General features: G+C 71.2%; 25 protein-coding genes. 14 read left to right on the top strand and 11 right to left on the bottom strand.

The window, feature by feature from the left end:
* The first annotated feature begins 85 nt into the window (after positions 1-85).
* Positions 86-820 (top strand): phosphodiesterase, encoded by a 735-nt coding sequence (locus AB0B55_RS27280; RefSeq protein WP_357174694.1) that lies wholly within the window; start codon positions 86-88, stop codon positions 818-820.
* Here the strand turns inward: AB0B55_RS27280 and AB0B55_RS27275 are convergent.
* A complete protein-coding gene (locus AB0B55_RS27275; RefSeq protein WP_357174691.1) occupies positions 751-1,005 on the bottom strand; it encodes a hypothetical protein in 255 nt (84 codons plus the stop codon). The two genes, AB0B55_RS27280 and AB0B55_RS27275, sit on opposite strands and share 70 nt — an antisense overlap.
* A gap of 273 nt (positions 1,006-1,278) precedes the next feature.
* Between AB0B55_RS27275 and AB0B55_RS27270 the strand changes: the two genes are divergently transcribed.
* The 3 genes from AB0B55_RS27270 (at position 1,279) to AB0B55_RS27260 (ending at position 3,117) form a co-directional block, all read left to right on the top strand.
* A complete protein-coding gene (locus tag AB0B55_RS27270; RefSeq protein ID WP_357174688.1) occupies positions 1,279-2,373 on the top strand; it encodes a 3-deoxy-7-phosphoheptulonate synthase in 1,095 nt (364 codons plus the stop codon).
* Positions 2,374-2,649: 276 nt separating this feature from the next.
* Positions 2,650-2,874 carry a hypothetical protein gene (locus AB0B55_RS27265; protein WP_357134790.1) on the top strand — a complete coding sequence of 75 codons (225 nt, stop codon included), beginning with the start codon at positions 2,650-2,652 and terminating at the stop codon, positions 2,872-2,874.
* A gap of 48 nt (positions 2,875-2,922) precedes the next feature.
* On the top strand, positions 2,923-3,117 hold the full coding sequence (locus AB0B55_RS27260) for a hypothetical protein (protein ID WP_357174685.1): 195 nt from the start codon (positions 2,923-2,925) through the stop codon (positions 3,115-3,117).
* 54 nt (positions 3,118-3,171) lie between these two features.
* Here AB0B55_RS27260 and AB0B55_RS27255 read toward each other — a convergent pair whose 3' ends face one another.
* From AB0B55_RS27255 to AB0B55_RS27245, 3 genes are read right to left on the bottom strand one after another with little or no spacing between them, the layout of a single operon-like run.
* The gene (locus AB0B55_RS27255) at positions 3,172-3,708 is read right to left on the bottom strand and encodes a DUF1360 domain-containing protein (RefSeq protein ID WP_357134787.1); all 537 of its coding nucleotides are present in this window, start codon (positions 3,706-3,708) and stop codon (positions 3,172-3,174) included.
* A gap of 52 nt (positions 3,709-3,760) precedes the next feature.
* On the bottom strand, positions 3,761-4,087 hold the full coding sequence (locus AB0B55_RS27250; RefSeq protein ID WP_355052227.1) for a hypothetical protein: 327 nt from the start codon (positions 4,085-4,087) through the stop codon (positions 3,761-3,763).
* Positions 4,087-4,425 carry a DUF6158 family protein gene (locus AB0B55_RS27245; protein WP_357134784.1) on the bottom strand — a complete coding sequence of 113 codons (339 nt, stop codon included), beginning with the start codon at positions 4,423-4,425 and terminating at the stop codon, positions 4,087-4,089. Before AB0B55_RS27245 ends, AB0B55_RS27250 begins: the two co-directional genes overlap by 1 nt.
* Before the next feature lie 130 nt (positions 4,426-4,555).
* On the opposite strand from AB0B55_RS27245, the gene AB0B55_RS27240 reads away from it, so the two are divergent.
* A complete protein-coding gene (locus AB0B55_RS27240; RefSeq protein WP_357174682.1) occupies positions 4,556-4,978 on the top strand; it encodes a hypothetical protein in 423 nt (140 codons plus the stop codon).
* Positions 4,979-5,004: 26 nt separating this feature from the next.
* A complete protein-coding gene (locus AB0B55_RS27235) occupies positions 5,005-5,331 on the top strand; it encodes a DUF3817 domain-containing protein (protein WP_355052224.1) in 327 nt (108 codons plus the stop codon).
* Positions 5,332-5,355: 24 nt separating this feature from the next.
* Here AB0B55_RS27235 and AB0B55_RS27230 read toward each other — a convergent pair whose 3' ends face one another.
* Positions 5,356-5,838: a DUF6232 family protein gene (locus tag AB0B55_RS27230; RefSeq protein ID WP_357134781.1), complete on the bottom strand. Its 483-nt coding sequence runs from the start codon at positions 5,836-5,838 to the stop codon at positions 5,356-5,358.
* A 543-nt stretch (positions 5,839-6,381) separates the two neighbouring features.
* Here AB0B55_RS27230 and AB0B55_RS27225 point away from each other — a divergent pair.
* Positions 6,382-7,359: an NlpC/P60 family protein gene (locus AB0B55_RS27225; RefSeq protein ID WP_357174679.1), complete on the top strand. Its 978-nt coding sequence runs from the start codon at positions 6,382-6,384 to the stop codon at positions 7,357-7,359.
* 60 nt (positions 7,360-7,419) lie between these two features.
* Here the strand turns inward: AB0B55_RS27225 and AB0B55_RS27220 are convergent, their stop codons facing one another.
* The 4 genes from AB0B55_RS27220 to AB0B55_RS27205 all read right to left on the bottom strand — a co-directional run bounded on the left by AB0B55_RS27220 (position 7,420) and on the right by AB0B55_RS27205 (position 11,768).
* A complete protein-coding gene (locus tag AB0B55_RS27220; protein WP_355052221.1) occupies positions 7,420-8,409 on the bottom strand; it encodes a sigma-70 family RNA polymerase sigma factor in 990 nt (329 codons plus the stop codon).
* A 400-nt stretch (positions 8,410-8,809) separates the two neighbouring features.
* Entirely contained in the window at positions 8,810-9,766 is a 957-nt protein-coding gene (gene murQ / locus AB0B55_RS27215; RefSeq protein WP_357134777.1) for an N-acetylmuramic acid 6-phosphate etherase, read from the bottom strand.
* Positions 9,763-10,677, bottom strand: a complete 915-nt coding sequence (locus AB0B55_RS27210) for a MurR/RpiR family transcriptional regulator (RefSeq protein WP_357134775.1) — start codon at positions 10,675-10,677, stop codon at positions 9,763-9,765. Before AB0B55_RS27210 ends, murQ begins: the two co-directional genes overlap by 4 nt.
* Positions 10,678-10,751: 74 nt before the next feature.
* Positions 10,752-11,768 carry an NAD-dependent epimerase/dehydratase family protein gene (locus AB0B55_RS27205; RefSeq protein ID WP_357134773.1) on the bottom strand — a complete coding sequence of 339 codons (1,017 nt, stop codon included), beginning with the start codon at positions 11,766-11,768 and terminating at the stop codon, positions 10,752-10,754.
* Positions 11,769-11,862: 94 nt separating this feature from the next.
* Here AB0B55_RS27205 and AB0B55_RS27200 point away from each other — a divergent pair, with 94 nt between their 5' ends.
* The gene (locus AB0B55_RS27200) at positions 11,863-12,555 is read left to right on the top strand and encodes an SDR family NAD(P)-dependent oxidoreductase (RefSeq protein WP_357174676.1); all 693 of its coding nucleotides are present in this window, start codon (positions 11,863-11,865) and stop codon (positions 12,553-12,555) included.
* On the opposite strand, the gene AB0B55_RS27195 is transcribed toward AB0B55_RS27200, so the two are convergent.
* Positions 12,540-13,274 (bottom strand): thymidylate kinase, encoded by a 735-nt coding sequence (locus AB0B55_RS27195; RefSeq protein ID WP_357134771.1) that lies wholly within the window; start codon positions 13,272-13,274, stop codon positions 12,540-12,542. The genes AB0B55_RS27200 and AB0B55_RS27195 overlap by 16 nt on opposite strands.
* Here AB0B55_RS27195 and AB0B55_RS27190 point away from each other — a divergent pair.
* From AB0B55_RS27190 to AB0B55_RS27170, 5 genes are all read left to right on the top strand, one after another.
* Entirely contained in the window at positions 13,210-14,025 is an 816-nt protein-coding gene (locus AB0B55_RS27190) for a nucleotidyltransferase (protein WP_357174673.1), read from the top strand. The genes AB0B55_RS27195 and AB0B55_RS27190 overlap by 65 nt on opposite strands.
* A complete protein-coding gene (locus AB0B55_RS27185) occupies positions 14,022-14,297 on the top strand; it encodes a hypothetical protein (protein ID WP_357134767.1) in 276 nt (91 codons plus the stop codon). Before AB0B55_RS27190 ends, AB0B55_RS27185 begins: the two co-directional genes overlap by 4 nt.
* Before the next feature lie 10 nt (positions 14,298-14,307).
* Positions 14,308-15,084, top strand: a complete 777-nt coding sequence (locus AB0B55_RS27180; RefSeq protein ID WP_357174670.1) for a metallophosphoesterase — start codon at positions 14,308-14,310, stop codon at positions 15,082-15,084.
* Positions 15,075-15,218: a GPGG-motif small membrane protein gene (locus AB0B55_RS27175; RefSeq protein ID WP_007464364.1), complete on the top strand. Its 144-nt coding sequence runs from the start codon at positions 15,075-15,077 to the stop codon at positions 15,216-15,218. The genes AB0B55_RS27180 and AB0B55_RS27175 overlap by 10 nt, the downstream gene beginning before the upstream one ends.
* Positions 15,219-15,369: 151 nt before the next feature.
* Positions 15,370-15,864: a TspO/MBR family protein gene (locus AB0B55_RS27170; RefSeq protein ID WP_357174668.1), complete on the top strand. Its 495-nt coding sequence runs from the start codon at positions 15,370-15,372 to the stop codon at positions 15,862-15,864.
* A 48-nt stretch (positions 15,865-15,912) separates the two neighbouring features.
* On the opposite strand, the gene AB0B55_RS27165 is transcribed toward AB0B55_RS27170, so the two are convergent.
* Positions 15,913-16,686, bottom strand: coding sequence for a peptidoglycan DD-metalloendopeptidase family protein (locus tag AB0B55_RS27165; RefSeq protein WP_357174665.1), 774 nt, complete (start codon positions 16,684-16,686; stop codon positions 15,913-15,915).
* A 250-nt stretch (positions 16,687-16,936) separates the two neighbouring features.
* Between AB0B55_RS27165 and AB0B55_RS27160 the strand changes: the two genes are divergently transcribed.
* A complete protein-coding gene (locus tag AB0B55_RS27160; RefSeq protein ID WP_357134762.1) occupies positions 16,937-18,283 on the top strand; it encodes an ABC transporter substrate-binding protein in 1,347 nt (448 codons plus the stop codon).
* The last annotated feature ends 121 nt before the right edge of the window (positions 18,284-18,404 follow it).

Genomic DNA, 18,404 nt, shown 5'->3' with positions numbered 1-18,404 from the left:
GCGGACGGAAAGGTGACGTGCGGTGCGTCGGCGAGCCGACCCACCCGCCCGCATCGAGTCCGCCGCTCGGGGTACCGCAGGGGGTATGACCCGACCGACCCCACGCCGCGCCGCCCGCGCCGTCGAACGCGCGAGCGCCGCGCTCGGCCGCCTGCGCCGCGGCCGGTTGCTGCATCCGGCGGGCGCGTCGTTCTCCGCCCTGGTGACGATCTGGGGTACGCCCGGACCGCCCGTCGGGGTCGGCCTCCTGGACGACCCCGGTGAGTACGCGGGCACGGTCCGCCTGTCCCGGGGGACGCCGACGCCGGGCGGGTGGCCGGACGTGCTGGGTTTGGCCCTGCGCGTGCACTCCGGCCAGGGGCGTCCGTTCGACCTGCTGGTCAGCTCCAGCGGGGCGGCTCCGGTGCTGCGGAACCTGCCACTGCCCCGCCGGGGGTTCTCCGGGACGTACAGCACGATCATGGGCTATCGCGCGGGTCGTCGCCGACTCTGGTTGGCCGCGTTGGCCGACCCGGAGGCGGTCGACCTCGGTCGTACCCTGTCCGCCGTCACGGCCGCGGCCCGGACGGACGCGCCGCGCCTGGTGCTCGCGGTCGCGTCCGCCGTGGGGCCGTGGCGGCCGGTCGGCCAGGTCGGCATCGGCGTCCCGCTGGACGCCCGCCAGGACGCCGCGCTCGCGTTCGACCCGGTGCGCAACCTGCCGGCCGGCCTGCGGGCGGCCGGTCCGCTCGGCTGGCTGCGCGAGCAGACCTACCGGGGGTCACGCCGGGCCCGCGGCGCGACGGTTCGGTCCGGCGGCTCGACGGCCACCACGGTCTGATCCGAGGTACGCCGTTCCAGCACCGTGTCGGGGGCCGCGTTCTGGTCCGCCTCGCGCAGGTCCGATTCGGCGAGGATGGCCTCCGCCTGCGCCTGCGGATCGTCACTGCCCGCGGCGACCTCCTCGGGAAGGAGGTGGTGGGCGCGGGACTCCGCCCGCTCCTGATCGCTCTGCTCGTCAGTCATGGCACCCCTGTTACCCCGGGCCCGACCTTCGCACGCGGTGTTCACGCCGCATCCTGGGACGAGGGACGGGCGAGCCCGGCCCGGTCGGGTAGGCTGGCCCGGTGATGAGGACGTATCCATGGTTTAGGCAGCCGGCTGGCACGCCGGTGACTTCACCATGATCTGACGTCACCACGGACCGAGCCGGCCGGGCAGGAGCTGTCGTTCCCGCCCCTCTGCGTACGAGCAGCCGGCTCGTCCCGGGCACCGGCCCCGGGCACGGTCGGCGAAAGGATGCCCACCGTGACGACCCCGGAGACCGATCGGGTCAGCGACCAGCGGATCGACCGCGTCGTGCCGCTGACCACACCCGCCCTGCTGCACCACGAGTTGCCCCTGGACGCCCCGCTCGCCGCGGCCGTGTTGAACGACCGCCGCGCGGTGAGCCGCGTTCTCGACCGCGAGGACGACCGCCTGCTGGTGGTGGTCGGCCCGTGCTCGGTGCACGACCCGGCCGCCGCGCTGGAGTACGCCGAGCGCCTGCGCGCCGCCGCCGACCGGCTCGCCGACGACCTGCTCATCGTCATGCGGGTCTACTTCGAGAAACCCCGCTCGACGGTCGGCTGGAAGGGTCTGATCAACGACCCCGGGCTGGACGGCAGCGGCGACGTCAACACCGGCCTGCGTCGAGCCCGTGCGCTGCTGCTCGACGTCCTGCGCCTCGGCCTGCCGGTGGGCTGCGAGTTCCTCGACCCGATCACCCCGCAGTACATCGCCGACACGGTGGGCTGGGGCGCGATCGGCGCCCGCACCGTGGAGAGCCAGGTGCACCGGCAGCTCGCCTCCGGCCTGTCCATGCCGATCGGCATGAAGAACCGCCCCGACGGCAGCATCGGCACGGCCGTGGACGCGATCCGCGCCGCGGGAGTGCCGCACGTGTTCCCGGGCATCGACTTCTCGGGCACCCCCGCGATCATGCACACGCGGGGGAACACCGACGGTCACCTGGTGCTCCGTGGCGGCGGCGGTCGACCCAACTACGACGCGGCGTCGGTGGCGGGGGCGCTCGACCTGCTCCGGGCCGCCGGGCTGCCCGAGCGTCTGGTGATCGACGCCAGCCACGCCAACAGCGGCAAGGACCACCGCAACCAACCACTGGTCGCCGCCGACGTGGCCGCCCAACTGGCCGCCGGCCAGCGCGGAATCACCGGCGTGATGCTGGAGTCGTTCCTCCTGCCCGGCCGGCAGGACCTCGATCCCACCCGCGAGCTGGTGTACGGCCGTTCGGTGACGGACGCCTGCCTCGGCTGGGACGACACCGCCGAGGTGCTCGCCGCACTGGCCACCGCCGTGCGCGCGCGCCGGGCCACCCTGCCCACCGCCGCCTGAGGGTGTGACGGCCGGCACTGCGGTGCGCGGAACACGAGTGGGTGCGGCCTGGTTAACTGAGGTGTCGGTGTGCTCAGTGTCCCCGGGCCTCACCTAAATAGCCCTCGCGGAATACCGTTCGGCTGGAGCCGCGTCGCGCCACTCGCCGAGAGGCGACCTACACACCGACACCAGCGCCGCCCCCGGCTCACGAGGCCGGGGGCGGCGCTGTCGGTAGGCACGGGGCAGGCGCAGGGCGTGACGTTTGACCGATTCCGGCCCGGGTAGCTGACCAACGTGACCGACGACGCATCCGTGGCCGACGAGCCGGACACCCGGGCCCTCGACGACCTGCTGGACGACATCTTCCGGGGCCAGGAGCGCATCCAGCAGGCGGAGATCTACCGCCAGGCGGTCGCCGCCGAACTCCCGCCGGACCTGCTCGCCCGCATCGACGCGTTGCCCGAGGGCGAGTACGCGGTGGACGAGGCCAGCGACCTGCTGGGTGGCAGCGTCGCCTGAGCGGAACGAGCGCAGCCAGCGAGCCCAGCGACGCGAAGGGACGACACCATGACGCACCACGAGAACCACGAGGAGAAGGTCCCGGCGCTGGGCCAGCCGCCGGAGGGCACGGACACCACGCCCGAGCCGGACTTCGCCAACGAGCACGACCGCACGGCGGTGGACCGCGACATCATCACGGGCGCGGACGAGGACGAGCGCGAGCCGGAGTCGCCGCACGGCTGGTCCGGCATGCAGCGGTGACGCGTACGACAGGAGGGGGCCGCCAGATGCCGGCCCCCTCCTCGCGTCTGCTCGTCAGTCGTCGTGTCCGCCCTCGGCGGCCTGCTGGGCCGAGGCGTACGCCATCTGGAGGAAGTCGGAGGCTGCCACGGCGGTGAGCGCGGTCGCCACCAGACGCGTCAGCCGGGGGGCGAGCACCAGTCCCCCGGTGAGCCCCGTCGCCACCCAGACCGCCAGGCAGAACGGGCAGCTCAGCAACTCGCCGATGGCGTGCCGGGTGGAGCTGCCCGAGTCGCGGACCTGCTCCATCACCTCGCCGCTGCCGATCGGCCGGTCGTATCGGGTGAACGGGGCCCGCAGCGGGCTGGTCACCGCGTCCTTGGACAGCAGCCGGCTGAGCTTGTGCGTGGCGATGGAGAGGAGCACCACATCGGCGACGGCGGGACGCTCGGGTACCGGCCGCCCGGTCACCTTGACCAGGCCGGCGAGCGCTCCGGTGACGCCCGCGTAGGTGCCCATCGCCGCCAGGTAGCCGCCGAGCGGTCGATGCTCGTGCGGCGCGTACGCCCGGCGCAGCCGCGCCACCCTCTGTCGCAGGCCAGTGTCGGTCACCGGTCTCCTTCCATGTCGTCGTGGTACGAAAGTTCCGAACGATCGGCGTGTCTCAACCGGCCTGCAGGTTGTCGGCGACCTCGCGGGCGAGGTTGGTCAGCGCCTCGTCGGCCAACTGGTCCGGGTCGGCACCGGAGCCGTCGGTCAGGTCGAGCTGGATCCGCGCGCCGCCGGAGTCGGCCGGATCCACCCGGATCTCGGCTGCCCAGTCGGCGTCACCCCAGCGGGCCCGCAGCTCCTCCCCGCTGACCTCGGCCGGAGGGCTCCCGTCGGATCGCAGTGGCGCGGGCAACCAGGCCGAGGCTCGGGCCGGGTCGGTGGCCGTGTTGAAGACCACCTCGGGCGGCGCGGACATGCCACGCACGGCTCGGGCCGCCATCAGGCGTCCCGCAGACGGCTCGGGTCGACCTCCCGGCCCGGGTGGCGCGCCAGGTACTCGGTCTCCAGATCCGCCGTGCGCCGCAGATGGTTCGCGAGCGCGGAATCCGCCGCGTGCCGCAGCGTGTCCAGCCGGGTGCGGTGCAGGCTGTGCATCTCGCGGATCAGATCGTCGTCGGTCAGCTCCGTCGGGTCGACGCCGACCGCGTCGCCGTCGAGTTCGGCGCCCCCGGGGTCGGCGAAGTGGTCGCCGTCCCACTCGGGCACCCGCTGCTCCGGGCTCATCTCCGTACCGCCGCTGGACGCAAACCCGTCCTCGCGTACCGATCCGGTCATCATCGCCCCCCTGGTCTCGTTTGGGCTGGCGCCTAGACGGATGCCCACCCCGGGTGACACCAAACCATCCCGTCCGCGCGCCAGCTACGACACCGTGTCGGAGAGCGCCGCCGTCCCCGGTACCCTCGACGCCATGAGGTGGCTCTGGACCCCGGCGTGGATCGCACGTCACGTGGCCATGGTCGTGCTGGTCGGGAGCTTCCTCGGGCTGGGCTGGTGGCAGATCAGCCGGGCCACCGCCGGCAACAACCTCAGCTGGGGGTACGCCGTCGAGTGGCCGATCTTCGCCGGCTTCGTGGTGTACGTCTGGTGGCGCGAGGTGCGGCTGGCCCGGCGCGGCGCGCAGGGCGGCACGGTGTCTCCCGGCGCTCCGGCCGACGAGCCGGCCCCGGCCGCGAGCGCCGACTCCCGACCGGCGGTACGCCGACCGGTGCGGGTGACCAGGGCACCGGTCGACGCGACGCTCGGTGACGACGCGGCGCTGGCCGCGTACAACGACTACCTGTCATGGTTGAACGCCAATCCGGGCGCCCGGCCCGGTGACTATCCCGGCTGAGCCGGGCCTGAAGAAGGACGGACGAAGTGGGCGCAGCCCTTACTCGGTACCGCGTGATCGCCTGGATCGTGGGCGTGGTGCTGATCCTGCTGGTCGTGATCGGGATGCCGCTGAAGTACGCGTTCGACAACCCGACGGTGGTGGAGACCGTCGGCCCGGCGCACGGCTTCCTCTACATGATCTATCTGGTGGCCGCGTTCGACCTGAGTCGCCGGGCCGACTGGCCGCTGAAGCGGATGCTCCTGGTGATGCTGGCCGGCACCGTGCCGTTCGTCTCGTTCTACGCCGAGCGTCGCGTCACCGCCTGGCTCGACCGGCCGGCCACCCGTACGCCGGAGCCGGTCGCCGGCTGACCGGGGGCCCTGAGGGCTGTCCGGTCAGCGGTTCGGCCGCCAGGGGTCGGCCGAGGCGACCGGGTCGACCCAACCGCCGTACCGGTTGACCTCCCGGGCGCGCAGCAGCGCCCGGGTGACCTGACCGAACTGCCGCTCGTCGTCGGCGCTGAAGAGCAGCACCTCCGCGCCCCGGTGCCATCCCCACAGCTCGTACGGCGGTGGCCGCCAGCGGTCACCGACGAGGGCGAGGGTGGCCGGCAGCAGAAGGACCGCTCCGAGGATGAGGTACGCCCCGGCGGTCAACCGCTGTAGGCCGCCACTGAAGCCGAGGAGCAGGCCGACCACGCCGATCATGGAGGCGGTGGTCACGACGGCCCGGACGGCGATCCGGTCGTGCGGCCCTCGGGTGGTACGCAGGTTGGTCAGGTCGGGGATGCGGTAGCTGGTGCGTCCGACGGTGAACCGGTCGACGGTGACGATGATGCCGGGTCGCGCGTAGAGCAGCGTGGACCTGGCACTGGGCACCGTTCGTTGCGGTCGCGTCGTTGCGCCTTCACGATTCACGGATCCTCCCGCGGGTGCGGTCTGTCGGGTCGGATCCCGTGACCACCGGCGTGAGCCGCCGATGACGGGATTCCCGGCCCCGGGCTCCATTGTGTTGGGGCACCGCCACTGCACCTGGGCATTTACGGCAGCGGACGGCTCACCCGTCCGGGCGACATCGTCGCGAAACAGCATCCATTTCACCTTTTATCGGGTATGGCGCGCTGTTAACCGGCGGCATGCGCCGGGAACGACGAAAGTCGCATATCGGTCAAAATCGCAAGCAAAAGCGCCGCAGAAGCCTTCACCCCCGTGTCGGCGGCCCCATTGACGCTGTGGTTCCGCAGTGGCACTTCCTGCCACTTGGTCAACATTCGCCCCTGCTTCAACTGCGCAGCACAACCGTCCCGGGTTAGGTTGGGCGAGCCGGTCCGGCCCAGTGTCGTCCACCCGGACGACCCCGGCCGGTGTCGCCGAGGGCGTCAGCAGCCCCGTCGGCGGCCGTGGGAGAGGAGCCTCTCGCTCTTGTCATCCCTGAGAACCCTGCTGCGTACCGTGGCGCTGGTCGGCCTGTCGGCCGCCCTGATCGCCCCGACGGCGGCGGCGCACGCCGAGCCGTCCCCCGCCGACCTGACCCGCCGGATCGAGACGTCCTCGGCCGAGCTGGAGCGGGTCGTGGAGTCGTACAACAAGCTCACCGAGGACATCAAGGTCAACAAAGCAGCGGTGGCCCGATTACAGGCCCGCATCGGCCCGCTCGAGCAGCAGGCCGAGCAGAGCCGGGCGGACGTCGCCGCACTCGCCAACACCGCGTACCGAAGCGGCGGTCTGCGTACCGCCGACGCGCTGCTCCGGCCCGGCGGCGCCGCCGCCATGCTGGACCGGCTCGGCACCCTCGACCAGCTGACCCGACAGCGTCAGGAGCGCATCTCCGGCTTCACCGACAACCAGCGGCGACTGCTCGACGAGAAGAATCGGCTGGACGCCACCCTGGCCCGGCAGGCCGCCCAGGCCCACGAGTTGGCGGCGGGCAAGACGCGCATCGAGAAGGACCTGGCCGAGTTGTACGAGCTGCGCCGACAGGCGTACGGGGCGGCCACCGAGCGGCCCGCGCCCAAGGCGACCGAGGCCGAGGCCCGAAACGTACCGGCGGTCGCCGGAGATGCCGGCGCGGCGGTGCGCTACGCCTTCGGCGCGATCGGCAAGCCGTACGTCTGGGCAGGTGAGGGGCCGGGCGGCTACGACTGCTCCGGGCTCACCCTGGCCGCCTGGCGGGCGGCCGGACGATCGCTGCCACACAGCGCGCGGATGCAGTGGGGGGCGGTCGCACACATCGGCCGAGGCGATCTGCGACCCGGAGACCTCATCTTCTACAGCGGTCTGGGGCACGTCGCGCTCTACGTGGGCGACGGGCAGGTGATCGACGCGCCGAGCGCCGGTCGCAACGTGCTCAAGCGCGGCATGAACATGATGTCGATCCACGGGTACGGCAGGGTCCGCTAGACGGTGAACGGCCGGCGTCCCCCTATCGGACGCCGGCCGTTCGCCGTCATTACTACCAGGTCAGGCTGCCTGCAGCCCCTCGGCCCGAGCCAGCTCGCGGAGCCGGCCGAGGGCCTGGATCTCGAGCTGCCGGATCCGCTCGCGGGACAGCGAGAAGCGGGACGCGACCTCGGTCAGCGAGTGCTCGCGGCCGTCCTCCAGGCCGTAGCGGGCCCGCATGATGCCGGCGGACCGGTCGTCGAGGTGGTTGAGCAGCCCCTCGATGCGCTGCCGCTCGAGGCCGCTCAGGACGATGTCCTCCGGGGACGGCGCGTCGCTGTCGGCGACCAGGTCACCGAGGTTGGTGTCGCCGTCGTCGCCGACCGGGGTGTCCAGCGAGACCGTGTCCTGCGACCAGCGGCGCAGCTCGTTGACCCGCTCGACGGTGACCCCGAGCGATGCCGCGATCTGCTCCGGCTCCGGGTCGCTGCCCAGCTCACGGGTGAGTTGCCGGGTCACGTTGCGCATCCGGTTGACGTCCTCCACCAGGTGCACCGGCAGCCGGACGGTGCGCTCCTGCTGGGCGATCGCCCGGCTGATGGCCTGGCGGATCCACCACGTGGCGTAGGTGGAGAACTTGTAGCCACGCTCGTAGTCGAACTTCTCGACCGCTCGGACGAGGCCGGTGTTGCCCTCCTGGATCAGGTCCAGCATGGGCATCCCCGAGCGTACGTAACGACGCGCGATCGACACGACCAGTCGCAGGTTGGCGCGGATGAAGAGGTCCTTCGCGCGCTCACCCTCGGCGACCAGCCGATCCAGGTCGGCCCGGTCGACACCGTCGGGAACGGCATCCTCGCCGAGCAGGTGCTCGGCGTAGAGGCCCGCCTCGATCGCCTTGGAGAGATCGACCTCCTTGGCGGCGTCCAGCAGTGGCGTCCGGGAGATCTCGTGCAGGTAGACGCCGACCAGGTCACGCTCCTCGGCGACCTCGTCGGTTCGCATGCCAATGTTCTTGTCCACGTTGCCCACGGTCCCCTCGCTCGCGCCGGTTGCCCGGTTCCTTGCCATTCCCCACGTCCGGTCAGCCCTGGTAACTTCTGCTGTGCCCACCGGTGCTGACACCTACACAACAGATGAGACGTGTCGGGTGTTCCATTTCGTGAGTCGAAAGTGTCACGAATGCCTGAGTAGTTGCTGAGAGCACGGTCCATGTTTGCTGTCAGCACCCGCCGGGTGGCGCGCCGCTGGGCACCTCGGACGGGTTGGCGGATCGACGAATCGCCGATTGCCCGCACCATAGGCAACACCGCCCGCCGCGCTGACACAGCGACCCGGGTCACCACCGCGCTGCGATCCTGGTCACTGCCAGATACGCAGCGGTGGACCGGTCGGTTCATCCACGAGGTGTTATTACCCTCCGCCCCGATGAACAATCCGGAGCCCCGTTCGCTTCCCGGGTGGGGCGCGCTCAGGAGGCGAGCAGCGCGAGGGCCCCGCGTACCTGGTCGGCGGAGCGGGCGAGGGCGGCCCGCGCGGCGGTCACCTCGGCCCCGGAGACCAGGGTGACGAGCGCCGTCTTCAGGTCGCCGTCGGCCTCGCCGAGGGCCCGCCGGGAGACCTCCTCGGAACACCCGGTCGCCTCGACCAGGATCGAGATCATTCGGCCCCGGAGCTTGGCGTTGGTGGCAACCATATCGATCATGAGGTTCGAGTAGACCCGCCCCAGGCGCACCATGACGGCGGTCGAGAACGCGTTCAGCACCAACTTCTGCGCCGTGCCCGCCTTCATCCGGGTCGACCCGGTGACCACCTCGGGTCCGGTGTCCACCCCGATGAACACGTCGACCGACCGGGCGGCCTCCGCCTCCGGATTGGCGCAGAGCAGCACCGTCGAGGCGCCCGTGGAGCGGGATGCGGCGAGCGCCCCCAGGACGTACGGGGTGCGTCCGCTGGCCGCCAGACCGACCACGAGGTCACCGGCTCGCACACAGCCGGCCGCCTCGATCGCGCCGCCCCGGTCGTCGTCCTCGGCGTCCTCGACGGCGCGCAGCATGGCGTCCGGGCCGCCGGCGAGGTGGGCGCAGAACCAGTCCCGGGGCGAGTTGAAGGTGGGCGCAAGTTCGGCCGCGTCGAGCACGCCCAGCCGGCCGGAGGTGCCGGCCCCGAAGTAGTGCACCCGGTGGCCGCCGCGCAGCGCCGCGACGGCCAGGTCGACCGTGGCGGCGATCTCGTCGAGCACCGCGGCGACCGCCGCCGGCACCCGTCGGTCGGCGTCGTTGATCACGGTGAGGACGTCCCGGGTCGACATCAGGTCGAGGTCGACGCTGAGCGGGTTACGCCGCTCGGTGGGCGCGGCCACCCGGACCGTGGGGCGGGTGGGTGGTGCTGCCTTGTCCTTGTCCGGCTCGACCGAGCCGGGCGTCATCCCCGCCTCCGGCTCGCGCCCACCCGGTGCGACTGGACCGCCTCGGCGGTCGCCTCGAGGGCCTTGCGGGCCCGGGACCGGTTGCGGGCGGCCACCCCGACGAAGAGGCAGTCGACGACGGTGAGCTGCGCCAGACGGCTGGCCGTGGCACCCGAGCGGTAGGTCGTCTCGCGGGCCGCGGTGGTCAGGACGAAGTCGGCGACCTCGGTGATCGGCGAGCGCGGGAAGTTGGTCAGCGCCACGGTGCTCGCGCCACGCGTCCGGGCCTGTTCCAGCACCTCGATCACGTCCGAGGTGGTGCCGGTGTGCGAGATGCCGATTGCCACGTCGCCGCGACCGAGCAGGGCGGCCGAGGTCAGCGCGGTGTGCACGTCCGGGAAGTAGAAGGCGATCCGGCCGATGCGGTGCAGCTTCTGCTGGAAGTCCGAGGCGACGAACCCACTGGCCCCGGCGCCGTAGATGTCGATCCGGCCAGCGCCGGCGATCGCCTCGACGACCTGCTCGCAGACGGCCGGGTCGAGCTGTTCGGCGGTCTCCTCGACAGCTCGTGCGTCGTTGAACGCGATGGTGGCGATGATCTGGGCGAGATCCGCGCCGGGCGGGATGTCACCACCGACGACCCGGGCGTCCGGAGGTTCGACGCGACGGGCGGCCTCGGCGGCGAGCCGGATGCGCAGTTGCGGGTAGCCGTCCATCCCGACCGACCGGCAGAACCGGATGACGGTCGCCTCCGATGTCTCCGCTGCGGTGGCGAGGTCGGTGATGGTCCTCCGCGCGGCGGCGGCCGGGTCGGACACGACAAGTCGGGCGACCCGCTGCTCGGCGGGCGACAACGACGGCAGAAGCCCGCTGATGTGGACGATCAGTCCACCAGGCTCGTGACTCGCAGAAATCTTCGGACTCTTCGCCACGGGTGAAACTTACTTTCACCAAGCGTGAGCGTCAACCATCACCGTACGTGGTGGGAAAGTGTCGACGATCCGGATCACGCCATTCGCACAGCGTGCCACGCACCCAGGACCGCCGCCTCATCCGCCGGGTCGAGTCCACCCTGCGGTACGTCACCCGGGTCGGCCCTCATCCAGGCGGCCGTCACCCGAACGGTGTCGGCGAGCGGACGGACGACCAACCCGGCGGCCAGCGCCGCGGAGACGTCCCGGTCCATCAGGCCGGCGAACTCCGGCAGCCGTACCCACAGGGGCAGTGCCCGCTCCCCCCACCACTCGCGTACGTCGTGCTCGCGCAGGAAGTCCTGATCCACCCAGGTGAGACGGGGATCCTCCACGCCCAGCCCGGCGGCCACCCCGGCCAGCAGTTCCGCCCGGGACATCGTCGGCCCGTTCCCGTCGTACGTGCCGCTGAGCCGGGTGTCGCCGGCGTGCAGCAGCCAGCCGGCGAGGTCCTCGACGTCCACGAACTGCACCCGGTCGGTCGGCTCCCCCGGCGCGAGAATTTCGCCGCCACGGGCCAGCCGTCGCACCCAGTACGGGAAGCGGTTACTCGAATCCTCGGCTCCGACGATCAGCCCGGCCCGGCAGATGAACGACCTGTCCACGCCCATCCGCTCGCGGACGAGCTGCTCGATGGCGACCTTGCACTCGCCGTACCAGCGGAAGTCCGGGCCCGGTCCGTCCACGTCCGACGGCGGAGGCGGCAACACCGGCGCGTTCGCCGCGGAGAGACCCGGGGTCGTGTTGTCCGCGTACACCGACATCGTCGACACGAACGACCAGTGGCCGACGTGGTCGGCCAGCGCGGCGAGCGCGTACCGGGCGTGGCTGATCTGGCGCGTCACGTCCACCACGGCGTCGAAACCCTGACCGGCGAGCGGCGTCAGCGCCGCCGGGTCGTCGCGGTCCACCGACACGAACCGCGCCCCCTCCGGTACGGCGCCGGACACGCCCCGCGCCGCGCAGGTCACCTCATGCCCCCGCGCGACGGCGAGCCGAGCCACCGCCCGACCTAGAAACCGGGTACCCCCAAGAACCAGAATTCGCGCCATGCCCCGATCCTGCGCCGCCCCACCCCGAAAAACCCACCCCCTCTGCTCTCAGCAGACACCCCACCCGGGGTGGGGTGGGGGTTAGCGTTTGGGGATGGTGGGGCGGAGTGTGGTGGTGACCGGTGGGGGCGGCGGGTTGGGCGGCGCGGTCGTTGCCTCCTTTGTCGAGGCGGGCTGGCGGGTGGTCGTACCACGAAGGGGTGGGCCCGCCGGGTCGGAGCCGGCGGCGGACGGGCTGGTCTCGCTCGGCGCGGACCTGACCGAGCCGGCGGACGTGGCGCGGGCGGTCGAGGCCGCCGCGGCCGATCCGGCGGCGCCGCTGCGGGCGGTGGTGAACCTGGTCGGCGGGTACGCGAGCGGCGGCCTGGTGCACGAGACACCGGTCGAGGAGTTCGAGCGGATGCTCACCGTCAACCTGCGCCCCACGTACCTGGTCACGCAGGCCGCGCTGCCGCACCTGGTGGCGGCCGGAGGCGGCGCGGTGGTGTGCGTCTCCGCCCGCGCGGCGGTCAGCCCGTTCGCCGGGGCGGCCGGTTACGTCACGGCCAAGGCCGCGGTGCTGGCCTTCGCCAACGCCGTCGCGGTGGAGTACCGCTCGCGCGGGGTCCGCTGCAACACCGTGCTGCCCAGCGTCATCGACACCCCGACGAACCGGGCCGCGCAGCCCGACGCCGACCACGCGCGGTGGGTCAGCCCGGCCGAGATCGCGCCGGTGATCCGTTTCCTCGCCTCGGCGGACTCGGCGCCGACCAGCGGGGCCACCGTTCCGGTCTACGGACGCGCCTGAACCAGCAGCGGCACGTCGCCGGGCCCGGCCTGATCCGGTGTCGGTGGCGTCCCGGTCGACGGCCGCGCCGGGTCGGGTCGGATGTCCGACGGCAGCCAGGACGACAGGTGGGCCTGGATCTGCTCGGTCACCTCCTCGGCGGGCCGGCCCGCGTCGACGAGTACGAAGCTCGGGTACTCGGGCAGGGTCCGGTAGGCGGTGTCCGCCGCGGTCAACCAGCCCATCGACTCGTGGTCGGTGCCGCGCTCCTCGATGCGCCGGTAGGCCTCCGCCGGGTCGACGGCGAGCAGGAAGGTCACCTGCGGCGTCGGGAACAGCCGGTAGCCGGCCCGCGCCAGTCGTTCCCAGCGGTGCCCGCCGTGGGCGCGGATGCTGGCGTACTGGCAGGCCGAGTAGCGGTCCATGACGGCCGTCCGACCAGTGAACAGGCAACCGAGCAGGGCCGCGGCGATGGCCAGCCAGCGCAGTACGGACTCCACCGCGAGGACGCCGTCGCGCCCGACGAGGCGTTGCGCGTCCGGTAGGCCGAGACGGTGGGCGAGCCGCCCGAGCCAGCGACGCCCGCTGGCGTTGCGGCGGTACGTCGCGGGGCGGCCGGCCGCGTTGAGCGCGTCCGCCAGTCGGTGTGCCTGAGTGGTCTTGCCCGAGCCGTCGATGCCGATCAGAGCGACGGTGCGCAACCGGGCCTTGCGGCGTCGCGTCCCCGATGGTCTGGCCACCCTCGACAGGTTATCCGACCGATGCCCGCTTCCTGCGATCTTTGTTCCCGTTTGCTCCGGTTGGCACCCGCCCGCGACCAGAGCAGGTGTGGGCGACCGGAATGCCGGGTACGGGAGTTCGAATCCAACCGCCTGTCCACCACGACACGACCGACGGGAGATCCAGATGGCTGAGCGCGGGGACGAGAGTCTGGTGCACACCCTGAAGAAGGTCGCCGCCGTGCTCAAGCAGTCCGAGATCCCGTTCGCCCTGGGCGGCAGCTTCGCCGTCTACGCCCACGGCGGCCACTCCAGCGACCACGACGTCGACTTCCTCATTCGCGAGGCCGACGTCGAACGGTCGCTGGAGGCGCTGGTCGCCGCCGGCTTCCGCGCCGAGCGACCGCCGGAGGACTGGCTCGTCAAGGTCTTCGACGAGGAGCGGATGGTGGACCTGATCCACCGGCCTATCGAGACGCCGGTGACCGAGGAGACGTTCGCCGACACCGTCGTACGGCCGGTGGACGCCATCCACATGCCGGTCCTGTCCGCCACCCAGCTCATGGTGCACAAGCTGCTCAGCTTCTCGCAGCACTACTGCGACTTCGCCCGCGGCCTGCCGCTGGCCCGGTCGCTACGGGAGCAGATCGACTGGGAACGGGTACGCAAGGAGACGCAGCACTCGCCGTACGCAGAGGCGTTCCTGGTGTTGCTGGACCGGCTGGAGGTGGTGCCGGAGCCCGGCACCCCGGCAGGAGAGGAGACACCGTGACGAACGATCAGGCCGGTGGCGCGGCGCCACCCGACGAGTACGTCGAAGCGGAGATCCAACGGTCGCTCACCGAGGATCCGGCCGTCGCCGAACAGGGGATCACCGTCATCCGACGCGATGACGTCCTGGTGCTTTACGGCGAGGTGGAGAGCCCGCACCGGCGGGAGGAGATCCTGCGTCTCGTGGCGGAGCGTTTCCCGGACGTGCCGATCACCAGCGACATCGGGGTGATCCGCGTCCAGGCGCCCACGGAGATCGAGCAACTGCCCTGAGGGAGGTTTCATGGTGATCCGGATCGCCGCCGTGGGCGACGTGCATCTGGACGAGGACGTGGTCGGCCGGTTCCGCCCGGCGCTGGAGGAGCTGCCGGAGTGCGCCGACGTGCTGCTGCTGGCCGGCGACCTGACCCGGCACGGCACCGAGGCCGAGGCGCGCTGCGTCGCGCAGGAGTTCGGTGGGCTCGCCGTACCGGTGGTCACCGTGCTGGGCAACCACGACCACCAGTGTGATCAGGTGCCGCAGGTGGTGAAGGTGCTCGAGGACGCGGGCATCACCGTACTGGAGGGCAACGGCGTCGTCCTGGACTGTGCGGGCGGCCGGCTCGGCATCGCGGGGGTCAAGGGCTTCGGCGGGGGTTTCGCCGGCCGGTGCGCGAGCGACTTCGGCGAGCCGGAGATGAAGGCGTTCGTCCGGACCACCAACGAGAGCGCGGACCGCCTGGGAGAGGCCCTGCGCTCGCTGGAATGCGACATGCTGGTCGCGCTCACGCACTACGCCCCGGTCCCGGACACGCTGGTCGGCGAGCCGCTGGAGATCTACCCGTTCCTGGGGTCGTACCAGTTGGGGCAGGCGATCGACTCGGCGCCGACCGCCCTGGCCCTGCACGGGCACGCGCACGCCGGAACCGAGCGCGGCATGACCCCGGGCGGGGTACGCGTCCGCAACGTGGCGCACCCGGTGATCAAGCAGGCGTACAGCGTCTTTCATGTTGGGGATCAACTCGACACGGAGCAGGTTTCCCCGATCGGAGGGTCGGGTATTCAGAGGTCATGGAGCTGATTCTCTGGATTCTCGCAGTCGTACTCGTGGTCGCCGGCATCCTCGCGCTGTTCCGCCGGCAGATCCTGTGGGGCATCGTCCTCATCGTCGTCGGGCTGCTCGTCGGCCCGGGTGGTGTCAGCATCTTCAATTGACGCTCGTACCCCATAACCACATCCTCACGAACACCGGGACCCGTCGGGGTCGCCGCGACCGGAGCTTCGTCCTCCCGACAGAAGCACCGGCCGCAGCGGCCCCGGCGCTTTTTTGGGGTTTGACCGGACGCCGGGCGGAAACATCTCGACGATGGAGATATCTCGCGAGGCAGGGCCGGCCTCCGGTCGGCGGTCGCGCTGGGCGCTCGCCGCCTTCGCGGCGGCGGTCTTCGTCGCGGCCGCGATCGGCGGGCTCGGTGTGCGGGGCACCACCGACGAGTACGCGAGCCTGCGCCAGCCGGACTGGGCGCCGCCGTCGTGGCTCTTCGGCCCGGTCTGGACGGTCCTCTACGCGCTGATCGCGGTCGCCGGTTGGCTGGTCTGGCGTCGGGTCGGCTTCTCCCCCGCCCTGTGGGCCTGGTCCGCCCAACTCGTGCTCAACGCCATCTGGACGCCGCTGTTCTTCGGCGCGGGTCGGTACGGGCTGGCGTTCGCCGAGATCGTGGTGATGTGGCTGGCGATCGGCCTCACCGTGGTGCTCTTCGCCCGGGTGTCCCGGGTCGCGGCCGCGCTGCTGCTGCCGTACTGGGCGTGGGTCACCTTCGCCGCCGCGCTGAATCTGTCGATCTGGCGGCTCAACGCCTGACCGCCCGACCGGTCTCCGGCGGGTCACCCCGCCGGAGACCACCAGAGGTCAGCAGCGGGGCACGTTCGGGATGTATCCGTCGTAACCGGTGTAGACGTACGCGTCGGCGATGTAGCGGCCGCTACCGATGCGGTCCCAGATCGAGCTGGTGCCGTAGGTACCGGTGACGGTGGTGCCGCTGGTCTGGCAGGAGATGGTCACCCGGGTGCCGTCGGCGACGGTGCCCACCGAGGCGTACCCGGTGCCGGGGCCGGAGCGGACGGTCAGCGGCGTGCCACTGGTGTCGACCGTGCCGTTACCGCTGCCCGACGAGCAACCGTTGTCGCTGGTGTAGGTCTTGGTCCCCCAGTACAGGCCGAGGGCGCCGTTGAACCGGATCTGCACGTCGTTGCCGTTGAGGCGCTGCTCGTAGTGCAGGTGCGGGCCGGTGGACCCGCCGGTGCTGCCGACCCAGCCGATCACCTTGCCGTACCCGACAGTCTGCCCGACCGAGACGTTGAAGCCGTTGAGGTGGGCGTAGTAGGTCGTGTAACCGCCACCGTGGTCGATCCGGACGTACTTGCCGTAACTGGTGCCGCCGAGGTCGGTGACCCGGTCGACCGTGCCGGGCGCGCTCGCCACCACCGGGTCGCCCAGGTCGTCGGTGCGATTGAAGTCCACGGCGTACGCCGGGCTGTGGTCCGACCGGGTCTGTCCCGACCAGGCTTGACCGCACGGGAACGGCACCTTGAAGCTCGGCGCGGCCAGGGCCGGGCTCGCCGGCGCGACGGCCCCTCCGACGAGCAGGCCGGTCACCAGCAGGCTGATCCACCGCTTACGCATCCAGCTCCTCCTATGTGCAAAACCTTCGATGAGGTGCCTCCAGCCTGACAGAAATCGCCAGTCTCCGGAAGAGGCCGGATCTGCGCCCGGGAACGCGCCCAGCCGGCGGACACGAGGTTTCGGGATTGTTACTCGCTCGTGTCTGACTGGGGGTGGACCAGACCTGATGCAAGCGCTTACATGTGTGCACGCCCAATCGGACCGGCGCGGGTCACCAGCGGAGACCACGCCGGCTAGGAAGGAGGACGGCATGGCGGTCTTTACCAGACCACGCCAGGCCTTCGTGATCGCCGGTGTACTCGGGCTGGCGTTCAGCGCCACCGCTTGCGGTACCGGCAATGACAAGAAGAGCGACAAGGCGGGTTCCGCCGAATGTGCCCCGTACGAGAAGTATCAGGGCAACGACGGCAAGAAGGTCTCGATCTACGCGTCCATCCGTGACGCCGAGGCCGACCTGCTCGAGCGTTCCTGGTCGCAGTTCACCGACTGCACCGGCATCGAGATCGCCTACGAGGGCAGCGGCGAGTTCGAGGCGCAGCTCCCCGTCCGGGTCGACGGCGGTAACGCCCCCGACATCGCGTTCGTGCCCCAGCCGGGCCTCGTGAAGCGGTTCGCGGACGCCGGCAAGCTGAAGTCCCTCGGCGCCGACACCAAGACCATGGCCGAGCAGAACATGCCGGCCGACTGGCTGAAGTACGGCACCGTCAACGGAACGCTCTACGGCGTGCCGCTCGGCGCGAACGTCAAGTCCTTCGTCTGGTACTCCCCCAAGACCTTCAAGGAGAAGGGCTGGGAGGTTCCGACCACCTGGGACCAGCTCATCGCGCTGAGCGACAAGATCGCCGCCAGCGGCATGAAGCCGTGGTGCGTGGGCGTCGAGTCCGGTGACGCCACCGGCTGGCCGGCCACCGACTGGATCGAGGACGTGATCCTGCGGACGCAGGGCCCCGAGGTCTACGACCAGTGGACCACCCACGCCATCCCGTTCAACGACCCGAGGATCGTCGACGCGGTCGACCGCGCCGGCAGCATCCTCAAGAACGAGAAGTACGTCAACGGCGGCTTCGGCGGCGTCAAGAGCATCACCACCACCGCCTTCCAGGAGGCGGGTCTGCCGGTGACCACCGGCAAGTGCGCGATGCACCGGCAGGCGTCGTTCTACGCCAACCAGTTCCCCGAGGGCACCAAGGTGGACGAGAACGGGGACGCGTTCGCGTTCTACTTCCCGACCATCGACCCGGCCAAGGGCAAGCCGGTCCTGGGCGCTGGCGAGTTCGTCGTCGCGTACGCCGACCGTCCCGAGGTGCAGGCGGTGCAGACCTACCTCGCCTCCGGCGAGTACGTGAACAGCCGCGCGAAGCTCGGCAACTGGGTCACGGCGAACAACAAGCTGGACATCGCCAACGTGGCCAGCCCGATCGACAAGCTGTCCGTCCAGATCCTGCAGGACAAGACGGGCACCTTCCGCTTCGACGGATCCGACCTGATGCCGGCCGCCGTCGGCGCGGGGACGTTCTGGAAGGGCATGATCGACTGGCTGAACGGCAAGCCGACCGCCCCGGTGCTCCAGGGCATCGAGAGCAGCTGGCCGAAGTGATCACGGCGGTGGCCCGGCTCGCGTACGCCTGCCCTGGCCCACCCGCCAACACCCACCACGTGGGCGGGGGGTAGGTGGTGGGGAGCGACGAACAACAACCCACAAGACCACAGAAAAAGAA

Source organism: Micromonospora sp. NPDC049107 (assembly GCF_040648595.1).
GTDB lineage: Bacteria > Actinomycetota > Actinomycetes > Mycobacteriales > Micromonosporaceae > Micromonospora.
Note: the sequence above shows the minus strand (reverse complement) of the source record. Positions and strands in the feature narration are given on the sequence as shown.

Coding starts and splice junctions, on each gene's coding strand:
- AB0B55_RS27280 (WP_357174694.1), top strand. CDS start 86: ATGACCCGACCGACCCCACGCCGCGCCGCCCGCGCCGTCGAACGCGCG.
- AB0B55_RS27275 (WP_357174691.1), bottom strand. CDS start 1,005: ATGACTGACGAGCAGAGCGATCAGGAGCGGGCGGAGTCCCGCGCCCAC.
- AB0B55_RS27270 (WP_357174688.1), top strand. CDS start 1,279: ATGCCCACCGTGACGACCCCGGAGACCGATCGGGTCAGCGACCAGCGG.
- AB0B55_RS27260 (WP_357174685.1), top strand. CDS start 2,923: ATGACGCACCACGAGAACCACGAGGAGAAGGTCCCGGCGCTGGGCCAG.
- AB0B55_RS27250 (WP_355052227.1), bottom strand. CDS start 4,087: ATGGCGGCCCGAGCCGTGCGTGGCATGTCCGCGCCGCCCGAGGTGGTC.
- AB0B55_RS27245 (WP_357134784.1), bottom strand. CDS start 4,425: ATGATGACCGGATCGGTACGCGAGGACGGGTTTGCGTCCAGCGGCGGT.
- AB0B55_RS27240 (WP_357174682.1), top strand. CDS start 4,556: ATGAGGTGGCTCTGGACCCCGGCGTGGATCGCACGTCACGTGGCCATG.
- AB0B55_RS27220 (WP_355052221.1), bottom strand. CDS start 8,409: ATGGCAAGGAACCGGGCAACCGGCGCGAGCGAGGGGACCGTGGGCAAC.
- murQ (WP_357134777.1), bottom strand. CDS start 9,766: ATGACGCCCGGCTCGGTCGAGCCGGACAAGGACAAGGCAGCACCACCC.
- AB0B55_RS27205 (WP_357134773.1), bottom strand. CDS start 11,768: ATGGCGCGAATTCTGGTTCTTGGGGGTACCCGGTTTCTAGGTCGGGCG.
- AB0B55_RS27200 (WP_357174676.1), top strand. CDS start 11,863: ATGGTGGGGCGGAGTGTGGTGGTGACCGGTGGGGGCGGCGGGTTGGGC.
- AB0B55_RS27190 (WP_357174673.1), top strand. CDS start 13,210: ATGCCGATCAGAGCGACGGTGCGCAACCGGGCCTTGCGGCGTCGCGTC.
- AB0B55_RS27180 (WP_357174670.1), top strand. CDS start 14,308: ATGGTGATCCGGATCGCCGCCGTGGGCGACGTGCATCTGGACGAGGAC.
- AB0B55_RS27175 (WP_007464364.1), top strand. CDS start 15,075: ATGGAGCTGATTCTCTGGATTCTCGCAGTCGTACTCGTGGTCGCCGGC.
- AB0B55_RS27170 (WP_357174668.1), top strand. CDS start 15,370: ATGGAGATATCTCGCGAGGCAGGGCCGGCCTCCGGTCGGCGGTCGCGC.
- AB0B55_RS27165 (WP_357174665.1), bottom strand. CDS start 16,686: ATGCGTAAGCGGTGGATCAGCCTGCTGGTGACCGGCCTGCTCGTCGGA.
- AB0B55_RS27160 (WP_357134762.1), top strand. CDS start 16,937: ATGGCGGTCTTTACCAGACCACGCCAGGCCTTCGTGATCGCCGGTGTA.